Source organism: Salipiger sp. D13 (assembly GCF_003703915.1).
Classification (GTDB): Bacteria; Pseudomonadota; Alphaproteobacteria; order Rhodobacterales; family Rhodobacteraceae; genus Salipiger; species Salipiger profundus.
Genome location: NZ_RAPJ01000054.1, coordinates 1 through 17,609, shown reverse-complemented (window position 1 = coordinate 17,609; position 17,609 = coordinate 1). Strand labels below are relative to the sequence as shown.

Genomic DNA, 17,609 nt, shown 5'->3' with positions numbered 1-17,609 from the left:
CGCCCGATCAACGCAAATCGCGGCAGAGGGTTAACGAGCGATGACCTCGGGATAGCGCGCGCCGGGTGCCCACGGCGACGGTCGCGTCGCATAGGAGACATACAGCGGGTGGCGCGGGTGGCCATCGCGGGTGAGCCCGAGGTGGTGCAGCGGCCCCTCCAGCAGGGCAGCGATTTCGCACCCCCGCCCGAGGTGCGCGCCATGCACGCCCCATGCCGCCAGCGTCATGTCCGCCCCCGCGTGCCAGTCCTTTAGCAGCGCATCGTTCTCCGGCCCCACCGGCAGCTTGGCGCGGCGCAGGTCCTGCGGCCGGGTCGCGCGCCAGCCGAAGAGGTTGGCGATCTGCATGCCTCCGAACCCCAGCTGCACCGCCCGCCGCTGGCATCGCTCGATGGTGGGATCGTTGCGCAGCTCGTCGGCGGTAGAGGGGTTGAGCATGACGTAAAGCAGCATCGGCCCCGTGCCCCAGACCCGTTCGAGCCCGTAGCGATAGCGCTCGCAGGGCGAGTAGACCGCCCGCGAGACCGTTCCGTCCGTTTCGTGTCGGCGTTCGATCATGGCGCCGTCTTCTGCCCGCCGCGCGGGCGGGACGCAAGCGCGTTGACAGCCCGCCGGCCCGGGCGCAGGGTCGCGCCGACGCACGGAAAGGACCAATTCCCCATGGATATCTCCCGTATCGAGGCCGCGGCGCGGCGGCTGGATGGCCACGCCCGCCGCACCCCGCTGCTTTCCTCGCCCTTCCTCGACGAGATCGCCGGACGCCGCGTGCTGGTGAAGGCCGAATGCCTGCAACATACCGGCAGCTTCAAGTTCCGTGGCGCCTGGTCGGCCATCTCCGCGCTCGACCCCGACGTCCGGGCCAAGGGCGTGATCGCCTTTTCGTCTGGCAACCACGCGCAGGGCATCGCCGCCGCGGCGCGCGCGCATGGCATCCCGGCAGTGATCGTCATGCCCTCGGACGCGCCGGCGGCCAAGGTGGCGGGCACGCGGGGGCTCGGCGCCGAGGTGGTGCCCTACGACCGCGCGACCGAGGATCGCGACGCCATCGGCGCGCGGCTTGCCGGGGAACGCGGGCTGACGCTCATCAAGCCCTTCGACGAGCCGGAGGTGATCGCGGGCCAGGGCACCTGCGGGCTCGAGATCGTCGGACAGGCCGCCGAGGCCGGCGTCACCGAGGCCGACGTCATCGTATGCTGTGGCGGTGGCGGCCTGACCTCGGGCATCGCGCTGGCGCTCGAGGCCTACGGACCGGACCTGCGCGCCCGCCCCGCCGAGCCGCAGGGCTTCGACGACGTGCGCCGCTCGCTCGCCGAAGGTGGCATCCGGCGCAACGCGGCGCTTTCGGGCAACATCTGCGACGCCATCGTCACGCCGCAGCCCGGCGACCTGACCTTTCCGATCATGCAGCGGCTCTGCGGCCCGGGCCTCGCGGTCTCGGAGGACGAGGCCCTGCGCGCCATGCAGCTTACCTTTCGGCATCTGAAGATCGTCGCCGAACCGGGCGGCGCCGTGGCGCTGGCGGCGGCGCTCTTCCGCCCGAACGAGATCACCGGCGACGCGGTGATCTGCACGGTCTCGGGCGGCAACGTCGACCCGGAGGTCTTTGCCCGCGCGCTCGCGATGCCCGCTTGATACGGCGCAATGCCCCGCACGGCACGAGGGCCTAGACTCGGCGGCAGCTTCATGGAGAGCTGCCATGACCGATGTCTCCCTTCCCCGCCGCCGGGGCCTGCCCCCGCTGCTGCTTGCAATCCTCTACGCCGCGGCGGTTCTGCTGCCGCTCGCCTTTTCCGCCGCCACCGGCGAGGCGCACCGGCAGATCAGCATGCAGGCCGCCGCCGCGACGGGCACCGTCGCCGCCGCCATGATCCTGCTGCAGATGGTGACCAGCGGCCGCTTCGAGGTGATCTCGGGCCGCATCGGCATCGACGTGACGATGGCCTTCCACAAGTGGGCGGCACCGCTCGCGCTGGCCTTCGCGCTGGCGCATGTAGCCTTCCTGGTCGGCCTGCCCGACGCGGAGCGCCCGGCCCGTTTCGCCCGCAGACTTGAGATCTTCCTGACCGCCGACAGTCTCGGTGATGCGCGGCTGGCGCTGATCCTGCTGGCGCTGCTGGTGGTCATGGCGCTGCTGCGCGACCGGCTGCCGATGCGTTACCAGGTCTGGCGCGCGAGCCACGCGCTTGGCGCCGTCGCGCTGGTGGCGCTCCTGGTGTGGCATGTCCTCGGCGACGGCCGCATGGGCCCGATGGGCCTCGCGCTCTGGATCGGCTTCGGGCTGGCGGTCACGCTGCCCGCCCTCTGGATCTACGCGAAACGGCTGACACGGCCCGCCACCGACTGCTGGACGGTCGCGGCGATCCGCAAGGTCACGCCGCGCATCTGGGAGATGACGCTCGAGAACCCGGCCGGCCAACCGCTCGCCTTTCGCGCGGGGCAGTTCGTCTGGGCCAGCGTCGGCGGACGCCGCCTGCCGCTGCACGATCACCCGTTCTCGATCGCCTCGGCCCCGCATGAGCGGCAGCTCAGGCTGCTCATACAGGAAGCGGGGGATTTCACCTCGAGCCTCGCCGCCGTCACGCCCGGCACGCGGGTCGGTATCGACGGGCCGCACGGCAGCTTCGGGCTGGGGGATGCACCCCGCGGCGGGCTGGTGCTGATCGCGGGCGGGGTGGGCATCGCGCCGATCCTGTCGATCCTGCGCGACGTCGCCCGGCGCGGCAGCGACGTGCCGGTGCGCTTCGCCTACTCCGTGCATGACGTGGCCGACCTGATCCCCAAGGCGCTCTACCGCCCCGCGCTGAAGGCGCTCGGGATCACGCCGCTTCTGACCGCGACGACCGGCACGGGCGACGGCGTCGCCCGGGGTCGGCTCGGCCCCGAGCAGATGACGCAACTGCTCGACGGGCTCGACCCGGCACGGACCGACGTGCTGATCTGCGGCCCGGGGCCGCTGATGACCTCGCTCACCGACACGTTGGCGGGGCTCGGCGTGCCGCTGTCCCGGATCGACTACGAGCGGTTCAGCTATGGCGCGGGAACGCTTTCGGCCAAGGACAAGCGGCGGCTCGGCGCGGTCGGCCTGCTGTTCGCGGCGCTGACCGCCGCCATTGCGGCCTACTCGCTGGCCTGATCCTCGGGCATGAGGAGCCAGTCGATCAGGGCCGCGCGCATCTCCGCCTCGGGCGGGTGGTGACGGGTCAGGAAGCGATCAAGCTCGGCGCGCGCTTCTTCGGGCGCAAGGTCGGCGTAGGGCGCCATGAGCCGCGTGACATCTCTATGGCAGAAGGAACAGCTGCGGTCGAAGCATCCCTCCGCATCAAGATCCGGCGCGGCGCAGGCCTCGGCTGCATCCAAAGGCCGCGCGGTGCCGAGAGACATGACCAGCGCAGCGCTAAGCATAAGGTGTTTCAGCATGTCCGTTCCTCCGGCATGGCGCGCCCGGACGAAAAGTCCGGCGCCGGAGGGCAGCCTCGCACAGCCCGGGTGCGGTGGCGTTGCGCCGCGTCAACGACCGCGCCTCACGGGCGCACCCGCAGAGCCGATCAATCGTCGATGCGGCGGGCCTCGTCGATAAGCATCACAGGGATACCCTCGCGGATCGGGTAGGCCAGCCCTGCCGTGCGGCTGAGAAGCTCCTGCCGGGTCGCATCGTATTCGAGGGTGGCATGGGTTGCCGGGCAGACCAGTGCCTCGAGCATGCGCCGGTCGAAGCGCGGCGTCTCCGGATTGGTTGCCGTGTCGGTCATTGCATCTTGTCCTCTCCGCTTCCGCCACGCAGGGCGTATTCGATCAGCGTCACCAGCGTCTCGCGCCGGGTCTGCAGCGATGGCGCTTCGAGCAGCGCCTGCTTCTCTTCCGGGTCGAACTCGAGCAGCATCGACAGCGAGTTGATCAGCAACTCGTCGTCGGCATCCTTGAGCGTCTCCCAGTCGGCCGAAAGCCCCCGGTCGTCGAAATACCGGTCGAGCAGCCCGAGGAAGGAGCTCCGGTTGAACCCCGGATCGTGCTCGGTGCCCTGCTGGTCCCGCTCGAAGCCCTCCCAGCTGACCTCGCAGCGGCGATAGGGGGTGAAGCTCTCGACTTCCTGCTTCACGCGGAAACGCGACAGCCCCGTGAGCGTCACCATGTAACGGCCGTCCTCAGTTTCCGAGAACTGGGTCACGCGACCGGCGCAGCCGATCTTGTGCAATCCCGAGCCGCCTTCGCGTTCGGAAAAGCTGTCGGGCTGGATCATGCCGATGACGCGCGTCTCGGTCTTGAGCGCGTCATCGAGCATGGCGAGATAGCGCGGCTCGAAGATGTGAAGCGGCAACCGGGCACGCGGCAGAAGCAACGCCCCCGGAAGCGGAAATACCGGGATAAGGCCGGGAAGATCGAAGCGTCTGGACATGATCAGCCAGCTAGCCCGGAGCCGGCCTTAGGCAAATATCATCGAGCTCAGTTTTCGGCGTCCGTTCAGCACCACCGGATCGTTCGGTTTCAGCGCCTCGAAGATGGTGAAAAGCTGTGCCTTGGCGGCGCCCTCGTTCCACTCGCGGTCGCGCTTGAAGAGCTCCAGCAGGTGCTCCACGGCACCGGCGGCGTCGCCCTTGGCATAAAGCGCCTGCGCGAGGTCGTAGCGCGCCTGGTGGTCGTCGGGATTGGCCTCGACCGCAGCGGTCAGCTCGCCCACCGGACCGGCGCCGGCAGCCTGCTTGGCAAGTTCCAGCTGCGCATGCGCGGCTTCCAGCTCGGAGCTCTTCGAGATCGAGATCGGCGCGCCGTTCAGGATGGCCTCGGCCTGCTCGAGATCGTCCATGGCGACATGGGCGCGCACGAGGCCGCCGTAGGCCTTGGCGTTCTCGGGCTCTTCCTCGAGGATCGCGGCAAAGGTCTGCGCCGCGTCGGGGGCCGCGCCCTGCTCGAGCATCTCCTCGGCGGCGGCGATGGCATCGTCGAGTCCGCCGCTCGCGTCACCGCCGGCGGCCTGCACGACCCGCTCGATGAAGGCCTTGAGTTCCGAGGCGGGCAGCGCGCCCTGGAACCCGTCGACCGGCTGGCCCTTCCAGAAGGCGTAGACCGTCGGGATCGACTGGATGCGCAGCTGACCCGCGATCATCTGCGCCTCGTCGACGTTGACCTTGGCCATGACCACCGCGCCGCGCGCCGCGGTCACCGCCTCTTCGAGGGCGGGCCCGAGCTGCTTGCAGGGGCCGCACCACGGCGCCCAGAAGTCCACGATGACCGGGACCTCCTGCGACTTCTCGACCACTTCGGCCATGAAGTCCGCTTCGGTCACGTCCTTGATGAGATCGCCCTTAGGCGCCTGCGTAGTGCCACCCAGTTCCAGCATGTCGTCCTCCGCTGCTTGCGGTGAGTTTGCAAAGACAGATGGCCCATGCCCCGGAATGTTGCAAGAGCGCAGCCTGTCGCAACACCCGCGCAGGCGGGGGAAATTGGGCGCGGCAGCCTCAGACCCGGTCGAGATCGGCCCAGATCGGCAGGTGATCGGAGGCAACCCGCGCTGCGCCGGAATCTTCCACGCCCATTTCCCTCACGCCGAGACCACGGCCATGTGCCAGCCCGTCGAGCGCGACGAAGGGACGCCGGGCATGGTAGCTGCGGCCGGGCAGAAGCAGGGTGAACTGCGTCTCCCATGGCTCGTAGCCGCGCACGTCGGACCACTCGTTAAAGTCGCCGGCGATGAGCGCCCGCGCCTCGCGTCCACGCAGGTGCTCGCGGATCGCGGTCATCTGCAACAGCCGGAAACGCCGCATCAGCCCGAGGTGGGCGCCGACGAAGGTCAGCCCCGCGACCTCGGCCAGCACCGCGCCGCGCGGCTCGAGGCCGGGCAGTTCGATCCGCTCCAGCCGCGAGGGCGCAAGCCCCCGCCGCAGCAGGATGGCATTGCCGTGCCACCCGAGGCTGACGTCGTTGATGGCGAGGTCGGCGACCTCGTAGTCGGTTTCCTGCGAGATCAGGAAGCGCGGGATCGCCGCCGGGCGCGGGCCGAGCCGCAGGTCGGCTTCCTGCAGCATGACCACGTCCGCCTCGATCCGGTTCAGCACCTTGAGGATGCGCGCGGGATCGCGGCGCCTGTCGGTGCCCACGGCCTTGCGGATGTTGTAGCTCGCGATCCTCACGCGCCCGCCTCCCTAGAGCACCGGCGCCGTGAGCCGGGCGACCCGTGCCCCGCCGCGCAGCCACAGCGGCTGCTCGTCGAGCGTCTTTTCAAGCAGCTCGGAATGGGCAAGATCGGCGCGCAGCATGGTTTCGACCTCGGCGGCGAAGTCGTCGTCGAAGATCGCCGCCATGGTCTCGAAGTTCAGCCGGAACGACCGGTTGTCGAGGTTCGCCGTGCCGATCCCCACGAAGCGCTCGTCGATGAGCACGACCTTCTGGTGCATGAAGCCGGGCTGGTAGCGGTAGATCTTCACGCCGGCCTCGCGCACCTCGTCGAAATAGGCGAAGGCGGCGAGCCACGTCGGCCAGTGGTCACGCTCTTCCGGCATCACGATGCGCACGTCGCAGCCGCGCAGCGCGGCGGCCTTGAGCGCCGAGATGATGTCGCCGTCGGGCACGAAATAGGGGCTGGCGATCCAGACCCGCTCGCGCGCCGCCGAGATGGCCGAGAAGTAGAACAGCGCGCCGGTGTCGAGCGTGTCGACCGGTCCGGCCGGGACGATCACCGCGTCGGCGCCCTCTTCGACCGGCTCGGGCGTCCAGAACAGCGCGCCGAGGGCTTCGTCGGTCGCCCAATGCCAGTCCTCGGCGTAGGCGAGCTGGAGCTGCGCCACCGCTGGCCCGCGCAGCGCGAGATGGGTGTCGCGCCACAGGCCGAAGGCAGGATCGAGCCCGCGATAGGTGTCGGACATGTTAAGCCCGCCGATGAAGCCCTCGCACCCGTCGACGATCACCGTCTTGCGATGGTTGCGGAAGTTCACCTGCAGCCGCGAGGTCGGCCCCCGCACCTCTCGCGGGTTGAGGATGCGGATGCCCGCATCGGCGAGCTTCTGGCGATAGGAGGCCGAGAGCCCGTAGCTGCCCACCCCGTCGTAGAGAACCCGCACCTCGACCCCGCGACGTGCGGCGGCGATCAGATGCTCGGCCAGCGCCTGCCCGGTGCTGTCGTCGACGATCGTGTAGTACTGCACGAGCACGTATTTCTTCGCCCGGTCGATGGCCGCGAAGATCGCCGCAAAGGTCTCTTCGCCGTCGATCAATAGCTCGAAGCCGTTGCCGCCGACCACCGGCATGCCCGCGAGATGCGCAAAGGCGCGGTGCTCGGGGCGCTCTGCCTTCGGTCGGATGGTGCGCGCGTAGGTTCCCAGCCTCTTCACAAGCGCATGGCTGGCGCGGCGGTGCTTGGTGTAACCGTGCAGCTTGTGGTGGCCGAAGAACAGGTAGGCGGGCAACGCGAACCATGGCGCCGCGAGCAGGAAGACCACCCAGGCCACCGTGCCCTGCGGTGTGCGGGCGTGGCTCAGCACCCGCCATATCGCCAGCGCCACGGCCAGCGGCAGCAGGACGGCGACGATGACCGAGACGAGGAAACGCAGATCGGAAAACAGCATGGTCTACCTTCTAACGTGCTTCTCCCAACCCTGACAGGCCGGAACGGTTCCCCCGCGCGCCCTGCCCCGGTTTCAGAGGTCGAAGGTCGCGAAAACCGGCGCGTGGTCCGAAGGTTTCTCCCAGCCGCGCGCCGCCCGCAGGATGCGGCTCGAATGGCCGGCGCCCGCGATGTCGGGCGTGGCCCAGACATGATCGAGCCGGCGCCCCTTGTCGGCGGCATCCCAGTCACGCGCCCGGTAGGACCACCACGAGTAGAGCTGGCCTTCGGGAATGTCCTTGCGGGTGACGTCGACCCAGTGGCCGGCCTCTTGCGTGTCGCCCAGCGCGGCGACCTCCTGCGGCGTGTGCGAGACGACCTTGAGCAGCTTCTTGTGCGACCAGACGTCGTCTTCGCGCGGCGCGATGTTGAGATCGCCGACGAGGATGGACTTGCCCGGCCGGTCCGAGCGGAACCAGTCCCGCATCTCCGCGAGGTAGTCGAGCTTCTGGCCGAACTTCTCGTTCACCTCCCGGTCGGGCACATCGCCGCCGGCGGGCACGTAGAAGTTGTGGATCGTCACGCCGTTCTCGAGCTCGGCGGCCACGTGGCGGGCATGGCCGAGGCCCGCGAAATCGCGGTCGCCCGCATCGCGGAGCGGCAGCTTCGACAGGATCGCCACGCCGTTGTAGCCCTTCTGGCCGCGCGCCACGAGGTGCCCGTAGCCGAGCGCGCGGAAGGTCTCGAGCGGGATCTTCTCGACCGGGCTCTTGCACTCCTGCAGGCAGAGCACGTCGGGCGCTTCTTCGCCGAGCAGCCGCTCCACCAGCGGGGCGCGCAGGCGGACCGAGTTGATGTTCCACGTGGCGAGGGTGAAGGGCATGAAGATCTCCTGTGTCAGCGCGCGGAACCTCGCACCGAGGGCGCGGCGGCGCAACCCCGGAGCCGCCATGGGCGCCGTCTCAGAGCACCAGCACCAGCGCGAGGATCGACAGTGCGAGCAGCCCGATGCCGGCCAGTTCGCGGCGGGTGACGCGCTCGCGGAAGAACAGTACCGAGGCCGCCAGCGAGAACACCAGTTCGACCTGGCCCAGCGCCTGCACGTAGGCCGCCGTCTGCAGCGTGAAGGCGGTGAACCACGACAGGCTGCCCGCCATCGAGGTCAGACCCAGCCAGACCGCGACCCGCCGCGCGCGCCAGACCTCTGATATCTGGCCGGGCTCGCGCAGGCGCAGCCAGAGCGCCATGCCAGCGACCTGGCTCAGGACGACGCAGACATAGGTGACGGCGGCGCGGCGCAGCGGATCGTCGCCATCGATCTCGAGCGAGGCGGCGCGGTAGCCCACCGCCGAGAAGGCGAAGAAGAACCCCGAGGCCAGCCCCAGCGCCACCGCCCGGCTGGCGATGCGGCGCAGGAACGAGCCGCCGAGGGAGGGCGTGTCGGAGAGCAGCAGCACACCGGCGAGGCCGATCAGGATCGCGCCCCAGCCGGCCGGAGAGATCATTTCGCCCAGCACCACGACGCCAAGAAGCGCGGTCTGCAGCACCTCGGTCTTCTTGAAGGTGATGCCCACCGCGAAATTGCGTTGCCGGAACAGCGCCACCACGCAGATCGTTGCGAGGATCTGTCCCAGCCCGCCGACCAGTGCATAGGCCCAGAACGCCGGCGGCAGGTCCGGCCAGCCCTGCCCCATCGCCACGAGGTAGGCGGCGGTGACGAGCAACGCCGGCGGCATGGCATAGGCGAAGCGCGCGAAGGTCGAGCCGGTCGCGGTGAGCGCCCCCATGCTCAGCACCTTGTGCAGCATGAAGCGCAAGGTCTGGAAAAAGGCGGCGCAGAGGGTGACGGCGATCCAGAGGTCCATGCCGACCGCTATGGCGCGGTCTTGCGGGAATGACCAGACGTGCGGGTGTGGGCACGTGCCGGGGGCTGGAAAGGCGTCGTTCGCGGTGCCCTAGGAGGGGGTGACATGAAGCCTGATCCGGCGCGCCATGGGCCGGATGGGGGCGCGGTCTGCGACGTGGCATGGGGGCGCTGCCCCCTCTGCGGCTGCGCCGCATTCACCCCCGAGGGTATTTGGAAAGAGAAGAAGGGGGGAGCGTGGCGTTGGGTCTCGGGCGGGCGCGCGCGGGATCAGGCCTCGCGCCATTCGCCGGGGGCGAGGCCGTCGACGCGCCAGTCGCCGATGGCCCAGCGCACGAGGCGCAGGCAAGGCAGACCAACGTGGGCGGTCATGCGGCGGACCTGGCGGTTTCGGCCCTCGGTGATGGTGATCTCGAGCCACGCGTCGGGGACGCTCTTGCGGAAGCGCACCGGCGGGATCCGGGGCCAGAGGTCCGGTGGCGGGATGCGGCGGACCTGCGCGGGGCGGGTCGGGCCGTCCTTGAGGGTCACGCCGCGGCGCAGCTGCGCGAGGTGGGCCTCGGTCGGGTCGCCTTCGACCTGCACGAGGTAGGTCTTGGGCTTCTTGAATTTCGGGTGGGCGATGCGCGCCTGCAGCCGGCCATCGTCGGTGAGCAGCAGGAGCCCCTCGCTGTCGCGGTCGAGCCGGCCGGCAGGATAGACCCCCGGCAGGTCGATGTAGTCCGAGAGCGTGGCGCGCGGGCTGCCCTCGGTGCCCTTGTCGGTAAATTGCGACAGCACGCCCATGGGCTTGTTGAAGAGGATCAGCATGTCAGCGCCTTTCCGCGAAGAAGCCGCGCAGGAGGGTCTCGGCCTCGCGCGCGGCGATGCCGTCGTAGACCTCGGGCACGTGGTGGCATTGGGGATGCGCGAAGACCCGGGCGCCATGCGCGACACCGCCGGATTTCGGGTCGGTGGCACCGTAGTAGAGCCGCGCGATGCGGGCAGCCGAGATCGCCGCCGCGCACATCGGACAGGGTTCGAGCGTGACGTAGAGGTCGTGGCCGGGCAGCCGCTCCGAGCCCGCCGCCGCGCAGGCGGCGCGCAGGGCGAGGATCTCGGCATGGGCTGTGGGGTCGTTCAGCTCGCGGGTGCGGTTGCCCGCCGCCGCGGCCACCCTGCCGTCGGGCGCGACGACCACGGCACCCACCGGCACCTCGCCGCGGGCCGCCGCCGCGCGCGCCTCGGCCAGCGCCTGTTCCATGTGACTGCGAAAGCTCATGGGCCGGGGTGATAGACGAGCGCCACGGCTTTGGCGAGACGCTTCCCCCGGCCGTGCGGATGCAGTAGGAACGCGGACATGACAAAGCCTCCTGCCCGCCCCCCTGCCCGCTCCAAGACGCCCGCCGCGTCTTCCGGCGACACGACCACCCCGCCCGGCGACCGCATCGCCAAGGTGCTCGCCCGTGCCGGCGTTGCCAGCCGGCGCGACGCCGAGCGGATGATCGAGGAGGGCCGGGTCGCGGTGAACGGCAAGGTCATCACCCGCGCGGCGCTGAACGTCACCGACCGGGACCGGATCACCGTCGACGACAAGCCGCTCGAGGCGCCCGAGGCGCCGCGTCTCTGGCTTTACCACAAGCCGGCGGGGCTGGTGACCACGACGAAGGACGAGCAGGGCCGCCGCACGATCTTCGACGCGCTGCCCGAGGACCTGCCGCGGGTGATGAGCGTGGGGCGGCTCGACCTGAACTCGGAAGGGCTGCTGCTGCTGACCAACGACGGCGGCATCAAGCGCAAGCTCGAGCTGCCCTCGACCGGCTGGCTGCGCAAGTACCGGGTGCGGGTCAACGGCCGGCCCACCGACGACATGCTGGCGCCGCTGCGCGCGGGCATCGTGGTGGACGGGCAGGCCTTCCAGCCGATGGAGGTGACGCTCGACCGCCAGCAGGGCGCCAACGCCTGGCTCACCATCGGGCTGCGCGAGGGCAAGAACCGCGAGATCCGCCGCGCCATGACCGATATCGGGCTGAGCGTGAACCGGCTGATCCGGGTCTCCTACGGGCCGTTCCAGCTGGGACAGCTGAAACAGGGCGAGGTCGAGGAGCTGCGCCCGCGCGTCGTGCGCGATCAGCTCGGGCTCGAGGGCGCCAAGTCGAACCGCCCACAGCCCCAGCGCAAGCGCAAGCCCGGCCCCGCGACCGGCAAGCCTGTGCGGAACGGTCCCCCCAAGGGGCCGGCGAAAGGTCCGAAGCGGCGGTAACGCTTCGTTAAGGCTGGTGTCGAAATCGCGGAAATTTCCGGGAAGTGCCGCTTTTTCGCCCCGTTTCGAAACGACCTTCGTCGCATGATGACGACGATCCTGGCCTTCGCGATTCTATGTGCAACAACGCTGCTGGTGCTTCGTAACCTGCGGACGGTCGCGCATGACACCTACGAGGCCGTCGCCTCGGCGGCGGTGCGGCTGCGGCACAGCAGCAAACCCGGGGCAAAGCTCGCCTTTCTCACGCTATGGGTGCTGATCTTCGGGCTCAGCTACTTTCTCTGACTCTTTCGCCGACCGATGTGAACGGGAGCATCGACATGCCAAGGACATCTTGCCGCGACAGCCTATCGAACGGCCTCGGGCCGCTCGACTCCGAGCTCGGCGTGCTGTTTCTTGCCGCCTTCCCGCTGATCCTGATGTTCTTCGAAGGCAGCGCTGCCTCGGCCTTTGCGGCGGTGCTGCAGCTGGCGCTCCTGCTGGCGGCGCTCTGCCTGATCCACCGGGGCCAGAAGCGCCAGAACGAGTATGATGCGGCGGAGGCCGCCCGTGCCCCGCGCCTGCCGCGCAAGATCTCGGGCTCCGCGCTGATCGGCGTGATGGTGACGATCCTTGCCGGCCACCACTTCGACTCCCTGCTGCTGCCGCTGGGGTTCGGCGGGCTCGCGGCGGGGCTGAGCGTCGCCTCCTTCGGGCTCGATCCGATGCGGGACAAGCGGGCTGCGGCGCCCGTCCCGGCCCCGGGCGCGGCGCCGCGACCCGCCCGGCATGCACCGGACACGACGGCGGCGCTGGAGCGGATCGACGCGCGTCTCGAGGACATGGTCTGCGACATCGCGAATCTCGGAGATCCCGAGATGACCCGTCAGATCGAGGCGCTGCGTTCGGGCGTGAGAGGGCTCATCCTCGCGCTGTGCGAAGACGGAAGCGGCGTCGAGCGTCTGCGCAAGCCTGTGGTGCGCTTCGTCGAACTGCTGCGACGCGAGAACGCCCAGGTGATCGCGGCCTGGAGTGCCGGGGACCGCGACCGCGCGCGCCGGCGCTACATCCTGCGGATCACAGCGCTTGGTGACACCTTCGAGCAGCACGCGCGCGCCGCGGGAACGCGCGCGGGCCGCGACGCCTTCGAACTCCAGGCCGATCTGCTATGGCACCGGATGCCGGCAAGCCGCGCCGCCTGAACGACGCAGGCGGCTTTGCCCCGAGTTGCCCCTAGCAAGTCGCGGCCTTTGATCCTAAGTTTTCTGCGAACGGCGGGAAAACCCTGGAGGCGGCATGTCCGACAAGGCGCTTCGGAAAGTGTCCTATATTCTTCTGATCGTGCTTCTGTTCGGGGTAAGCTCCGGCTGGCTCGGAGGGCTGTGACATGGCGCAGCGCTACGGCGGGAAATACTCCCCCGATTCGTCCGACTCCCCCTCCCCCGACGACACGCAAGAGCGCATCACGCCGCGCCATTATCGCGGTGCCCGCGTGGACCGCGCAGGCGCGCGCTCGAACGTGCTGTTCTTCCCGCCGATCCTGCTTGCGGCAACCTCGCTGGGCGATGGCGCGGCGGGCCTGGCAACCGGCCTGCTTGGCGCCGGGGCGCTGCTGCTCGGCGCATGGCTGCTGCGCGACGGGCTGCGGGCCGAGGCCGCCTTCGACGAGCGCCGCGTGGCACGCCGGCCCGCGATCCCGCGCAAGATCCTTGCCGCCGGTCTGGCCGGGGTCGGCGCCGGCATCGCCGCCTTCACGTCCGAGCCCGGCCTTGTCGCGCCGGTGATCTACGGGGTGGCCGCCACGGTGCTGCACCTCGGCGCCTTCGGCCTCGACCCGCTGAAGAGCAAGGGCATGGAGGGTGTCGACACCTTCCAGCAGGATCGTGTCGCGCGCGTGGTGGACGAGGCCGAGAGCTACCTTGCCGAGATGGACGACGCGGTAAAGCGCGCCGGCGACCGTCAGGTCGAGGCGCGGGTCGAGCGCTTTCACCAGAAGGTCGGCGAGCTCATCCGCACGGTCGAGGAGGACCCCCGCGACCTGACCGCGGCCCGGCGTTATCTCGGGGTCTACCTGATGGGCGCCCGCGACGCGGCGGTGAAATTCGCCGACATCTACAGCCGCACCCACGACAGCGGGGCCAAGAGCAATTTCATGATGCTTCTGACCGACCTCGAAGAAGGATTCGGGCAGAAGAATCGCAAGCTCCTGCTCGACAACAATGCCGACCTGACGGTCGAAATCGATGTTTTGCGGGATCGACTGCAACGCGAAGGCGTGCGGCTGAGTTAAGTCCACGTCGCATGACGCCAAGTAAAGGGACGAGCGATGTCTGAGAAAGTGAAGACCGAGGCGCAACGGACGCTGGCCGAGGTCGAAGAGGTCAACACCGTGGTGCTTCCCGAGCCCGGCGAAGCGCGCTCGGTGCTGTCGCTGCAGGAAGCCTCGCCGGAGATCGGCGAAGAGATCCGCGCGCGGATGGCAGAGATCGACATGGCCGACACCAACTCGATCGTCTCGTTCGGCGCATCCTCACAGACCGAGCTGCAGGAAATCAGCCACACCATGCTCGACGGTGTCCGCAACAAGGACGTGGGGCCGGCCGGGGACAGCCTGCGCGACATCGTCACCACGATCCGCGGCTTCTCGGTCTCCGAGCTGGACGTGCGCCGCAAGCGCAGCTGGTGGGAAAAGCTCGTCGGCCGCGCCGCGCCCTTCGCCAAGTTCACCGCCCGCTACGAAGAGGTGCAGGAGCAGATCGACCGCATCACCGACAGCCTTCTGAAGCATGAGCACACGCTGCTCAAGGACATCAAGTCGCTCGACCTCCTCTATGCGAAGACGCTCGAGTTCTACGACGAGCTGGCGCTGTATATCGCCGCCGGCGAAGAGAAGCTGCGAGAGCTCGACAGCATCGACATCCCGGCTAAAGAAGCCGATGTCGCGGCCGCCGCCGAGAACGAACAGGTGATGAAGGCGCAGGAACTGCGTGACCTGCGCGCCGCACGCGACGATCTCGAACGTCGGGTGCACGATCTCAAGCTGACCCGGCAGGTGACGATGCAATCGCTGCCCTCGATCCGGCTTGTTCAGGAAAACGACAAGAGTCTCGTGACCAAGATCAACTCTACGATGGTCAACACGGTGCCCCTGTGGGAGACTCAGCTGGCGCAGGCCGTGACCATCCAGCGCAGCGCCGAGGCCGCCGCGGCCGTGCGCGATGCCAACGACCTGACCAACGAGCTGCTGACCTCGAACGCCGAGAACCTGCGCGAGAGCAACCGCGCGATCCGGACCGAGATGGAACGTGGCGTTTTCGACATCGAGGCGGTGAAACAGGCCAACGCGGACCTGATCGCCACCATCCAGGAAAGCCTGCAGATCGCCGACGAGGGCAAGGCGCGTCGGGCGAAGGCCGAAGAGGACCTCAAGACGATGGAACACGAGCTGCGCGATACGCTTGCCTCGGCCAAGGCCAGACGCGACGGCGTCGGCGACAACGCCGGCACCGCCGTGCCCAAGAGCGCCTGACCGATGCGCCGGGGTCTGCGGCACTTGGCTCTGGCCACGGGATTGCTGGCGGCGCTTGCCGCCTGCGAAACCTCGTCGCTTGCCCCGCGCGAAACCGGCGTGCCGCCGCACGCCCGCCCCGACGCACTCGCGCCCGAGCCCGAGATGCCCGAACCGCCGCAGAAGCGCTCGCTCGCCAGCCGGGATCTCGAGACCTATTACGCCCGGATCCAGAACGACCTTCTGGCGCAGGGGCTTCTGCGCACCGATGGCGGCGGGCCGGACACGCCTTTCACCGATACCATGCTGCTGCGCAACTTCGAGCGCATCGCCCTGGCCGAGGAATACGAGCGCGGAGCGGGCCTGCGCCCCTCGCGCGGAGAGCTTGGCTACATCAAGAAATGGACCAAGCCGATCCGCGTCGCCGTCGAGTTCGGTGAGCTCGTGCCGCTGGATCAGCGGGTGCAGGACCGCAACATGGTCGTGCAATACGTCAACCGGCTGGCCGGCATCACCGGACATCCGATGTCGGTCACCTCGGGCGACGCGAATTTTCATGTGCTGTTCATGTCGGAAGACGACAAGGCGCAGATCGCGCCGCGCATCCGCACGCTGGTGCCCGACGTGAACCCCTCGGCGCTGGATATCTTCAAGCGCCTGCCGCGCTCGATCCATTGCCTTGTGATGGCGTTTTCCGAGCGGCCCGGCGGCTATGCCTACGGCGACGCGATCGCGGTGATCCGCTCCGAGCATCCCGACCTGTTAAGGCGCTCCTGCGTGCACGAGGAAATCGCGCAAGGACTCGGGCTCGGCAACGACTCGCCCAACGCGCGCCCGTCGATCTTCAACGACGACGACGAGTTCGCGCTGCTGACCACCCATGACGAGATGCTTCTCAGGCTGCTCTACGACCCGGCCGTCCGCGCCGGCATGGATGCCGAGCAGGTGCGCCCGATCGTCCGCGCCCGGGCAGCCACTCTGATGGGCGGGGAAAGCTGAGGCAGCTCTCTCCTTAACGCGATCTTCACGCGCGATGCCTATCCCCTCGCCCATCCGAGGGATGAGGGCGATGTTCGAAGACGCGGTAAAGCAACAGGTTCTGTCCAGTGCTCTGCGGTTGCGGACCGCAAGCAGCACGCTCACGCGGGATTTCTATGCACGGCTCTTCACCAGTGCGCCCGAGCTTCGTGCAATGTTTCCCGAAGACCTGCGGCCGCAGGCCGAAAAGCTCTTCGACATGATCCTCGTGCTCGTGCAGTCACTCGACCATCTGCAGATGCTGGTCACCGAGCTCGAGGCGCTCGGCGCGCGGCATCTCGACTACGGCGTGACGGAGGAGCAATATGCCGTCGTCGGCTCCGTGCTGCTCGACACGCTCGCCGACCACGTCGCCGACTGGGACGAGGCGGACCGCGCCGCCTGGGCCCAGCTCGTCGACTACGTCAGCGACCTGATGATCACCGGCGCCCGTGACCACGCCTCCCCGGCCGCCTGACCGCACGGCGGCCCGGGCTCGATTCTCCGGCGTCCCGGCTTGTGTCACCGCCGGGGGTGGTTAAGTTATCGGCAAGACCACAGTTCAGCGGGGTTGCCATGGGCATTCTTGATTTCCTCTCGGGCCAGTTCATCGACGTCATCCACTGGGTCGACGACAGCCGCGACACGATGGTCTGGCGCTTCGAGCGCGAGGGGCACGAGATCAAGTACGGCGCGAAGCTCACCGTGCGCGAGGGGCAGACCGCCGTCTTCGTCCACGAGGGCCAGATCGCCGACGTGTTCACCCCCGGTCTCTACATGCTCGAGACCAACAACATGCCGATCATGACCACGCTGCAGCACTGGCATCATGGCTTCCGCTCGCCCTTCAAGTCCGAGATCTACTTCGTCAACACGACCCGCTTCAACGGGCTCAAGTGGGGCACCAAGAACCCGATCATCTGCCGCGACCCCGAGTTCGGCCCCGTGCGCCTGCGCGCCTTCGGCACCTACTCGGTGCGCGTGTCCGACCCGGCGCGCTTCCTGACCGAGATCGTCGGCACCGACGGCGCCTTCACCAGCGACGAGATCAGCTTCCAGATCCGCAACATCATCGTGCAGGCGTTCTCGCGGCTCATCGCCGGCTCCGGCATCCCGGTGATGGACATGGCGGCGAACACGCAGGAGCTGGGCAAGATGCTGGCCGAGGGCATCTCGGCCACGATCGCCGAATACGGGCTCTCGCTGCCCGAGCTCTACATCGAGAACATTTCGCTGCCCGAGGCGGTGGAAAAGGCGCTCGACAAGCGCACCTCGATGGGCGTCATCGGCAATCTCGACGCCTACACGAAGTTCCAGGCCGCAGAGGCGCTCGGACAAGAGGGGTCGAACGCCGGGCAGGCCATGGGCACCGGTTTCGGGGCCGGTCTCGGCATGTCGATGGGGGCGCAGATGAGCGGCGCGCAGGCCGGCCCGTGGGGCGCGCGGCCCGCCGCGCCGCAGCCGG

Annotated in this window: 21 protein-coding genes; 10 read left to right on the top strand and 11 right to left on the bottom strand. The window is 68.8% G+C overall.

The window, feature by feature from the left end:
* Window positions 1-30: 30 nt before the first annotated feature.
* Window positions 31-558 carry a DUF1643 domain-containing protein gene (locus tag D6860_RS23560; protein ID WP_076623516.1) on the bottom strand — a complete coding sequence of 176 codons (528 nt, stop codon included), beginning with the start codon at window positions 556-558 and terminating at the stop codon, window positions 31-33.
* A 102-nt stretch (window positions 559-660) separates the two neighbouring features.
* Here D6860_RS23560 and D6860_RS23555 point away from each other — a divergent pair, with 102 nt between their 5' ends.
* Entirely contained in the window at window positions 661-1,632 is a 972-nt protein-coding gene (locus tag D6860_RS23555; RefSeq protein WP_076623515.1) for a threonine ammonia-lyase, read from the top strand.
* A 64-nt stretch (window positions 1,633-1,696) separates the two neighbouring features.
* Window positions 1,697-3,133, top strand: coding sequence for a ferredoxin reductase family protein (locus D6860_RS23550; RefSeq protein ID WP_076623514.1), 1,437 nt, complete (start codon window positions 1,697-1,699; stop codon window positions 3,131-3,133).
* Here D6860_RS23550 and D6860_RS23545 read toward each other — a convergent pair.
* The 10 genes from D6860_RS23545 to D6860_RS23500 form a co-directional block, all read right to left on the bottom strand.
* Window positions 3,118-3,417, bottom strand: a complete 300-nt coding sequence (locus D6860_RS23545; RefSeq protein WP_076623513.1) for a hypothetical protein — start codon at window positions 3,415-3,417, stop codon at window positions 3,118-3,120. The genes D6860_RS23550 and D6860_RS23545 overlap by 16 nt on opposite strands.
* A 128-nt stretch (window positions 3,418-3,545) precedes the next feature.
* Window positions 3,546-3,749: a Trm112 family protein gene (locus tag D6860_RS23540; protein WP_076623512.1), complete on the bottom strand. Its 204-nt coding sequence runs from the start codon at window positions 3,747-3,749 to the stop codon at window positions 3,546-3,548.
* Complete coding sequence (locus D6860_RS23535; protein WP_076623511.1) at window positions 3,746-4,393, bottom strand: LON peptidase substrate-binding domain-containing protein; 648 nt, start codon at window positions 4,391-4,393, stop codon at window positions 3,746-3,748. The genes D6860_RS23540 and D6860_RS23535 overlap by 4 nt, the downstream gene beginning before the upstream one ends.
* Window positions 4,394-4,420: 27 nt before the next feature.
* Entirely contained in the window at window positions 4,421-5,335 is a 915-nt protein-coding gene (locus tag D6860_RS23530; protein ID WP_076623510.1) for a thioredoxin family protein, read from the bottom strand.
* Window positions 5,336-5,453: 118 nt separating this feature from the next.
* Complete coding sequence (locus tag D6860_RS23525; protein ID WP_076623509.1) at window positions 5,454-6,125, bottom strand: endonuclease/exonuclease/phosphatase family protein; 672 nt, start codon at window positions 6,123-6,125, stop codon at window positions 5,454-5,456.
* Window positions 6,126-6,137: 12 nt separating this feature from the next.
* The gene (cls, locus tag D6860_RS23520) at window positions 6,138-7,556 is read right to left on the bottom strand and encodes a cardiolipin synthase (RefSeq protein WP_076623508.1); all 1,419 of its coding nucleotides are present in this window, start codon (window positions 7,554-7,556) and stop codon (window positions 6,138-6,140) included.
* A 72-nt stretch (window positions 7,557-7,628) separates the two neighbouring features.
* Window positions 7,629-8,417, bottom strand: coding sequence for an exodeoxyribonuclease III (locus D6860_RS23515; protein ID WP_017468225.1), 789 nt, complete (start codon window positions 8,415-8,417; stop codon window positions 7,629-7,631).
* 79 nt (window positions 8,418-8,496) lie between these two features.
* Entirely contained in the window at window positions 8,497-9,399 is a 903-nt protein-coding gene (locus D6860_RS23510; RefSeq protein ID WP_017468224.1) for a DMT family transporter, read from the bottom strand.
* 269 nt (window positions 9,400-9,668) lie between these two features.
* Window positions 9,669-10,208 (bottom strand): rRNA large subunit pseudouridine synthase E, encoded by a 540-nt coding sequence (locus D6860_RS23505; protein WP_017469667.1) that lies wholly within the window; start codon window positions 10,206-10,208, stop codon window positions 9,669-9,671.
* Window position 10,209: 1 nt separating this feature from the next.
* The gene (locus tag D6860_RS23500; protein WP_076623507.1) at window positions 10,210-10,659 is read right to left on the bottom strand and encodes a nucleoside deaminase; all 450 of its coding nucleotides are present in this window, start codon (window positions 10,657-10,659) and stop codon (window positions 10,210-10,212) included.
* A gap of 78 nt (window positions 10,660-10,737) precedes the next feature.
* Between D6860_RS23500 and D6860_RS23495 the strand changes: the two genes are divergently transcribed.
* From D6860_RS23495 to D6860_RS23460, 8 genes are all read left to right on the top strand, one after another.
* Entirely contained in the window at window positions 10,738-11,640 is a 903-nt protein-coding gene (locus D6860_RS23495) for a pseudouridine synthase (protein ID WP_083697798.1), read from the top strand.
* Window positions 11,641-11,724: 84 nt separating this feature from the next.
* Window positions 11,725-11,925, top strand: coding sequence for a hypothetical protein (locus D6860_RS23490; RefSeq protein ID WP_017469409.1), 201 nt, complete (start codon window positions 11,725-11,727; stop codon window positions 11,923-11,925).
* Between the two features lie 35 nt (window positions 11,926-11,960).
* Window positions 11,961-12,821, top strand: coding sequence for a hypothetical protein (locus tag D6860_RS23485; RefSeq protein WP_076623506.1), 861 nt, complete (start codon window positions 11,961-11,963; stop codon window positions 12,819-12,821).
* Window positions 12,822-13,006: 185 nt separating this feature from the next.
* A complete protein-coding gene (locus D6860_RS23480; RefSeq protein WP_076623505.1) occupies window positions 13,007-13,909 on the top strand; it encodes a 5-bromo-4-chloroindolyl phosphate hydrolysis family protein in 903 nt (300 codons plus the stop codon).
* 36 nt (window positions 13,910-13,945) lie between these two features.
* Window positions 13,946-15,148, top strand: coding sequence for a toxic anion resistance protein (locus D6860_RS23475; RefSeq protein ID WP_076623504.1), 1,203 nt, complete (start codon window positions 13,946-13,948; stop codon window positions 15,146-15,148).
* Between the two features lie 3 nt (window positions 15,149-15,151).
* Window positions 15,152-16,126, top strand: a complete 975-nt coding sequence (locus D6860_RS23470; RefSeq protein ID WP_076623503.1) for a DUF2927 domain-containing protein — start codon at window positions 15,152-15,154, stop codon at window positions 16,124-16,126.
* 70 nt (window positions 16,127-16,196) lie between these two features.
* The gene (locus D6860_RS23465) at window positions 16,197-16,622 is read left to right on the top strand and encodes a globin domain-containing protein (protein WP_017468680.1); all 426 of its coding nucleotides are present in this window, start codon (window positions 16,197-16,199) and stop codon (window positions 16,620-16,622) included.
* 98 nt (window positions 16,623-16,720) lie between these two features.
* The coding region (locus D6860_RS23460) for an SPFH domain-containing protein (RefSeq protein ID WP_128549320.1) at window positions 16,721-17,609 on the top strand (889 nt) is incomplete at its 3' end.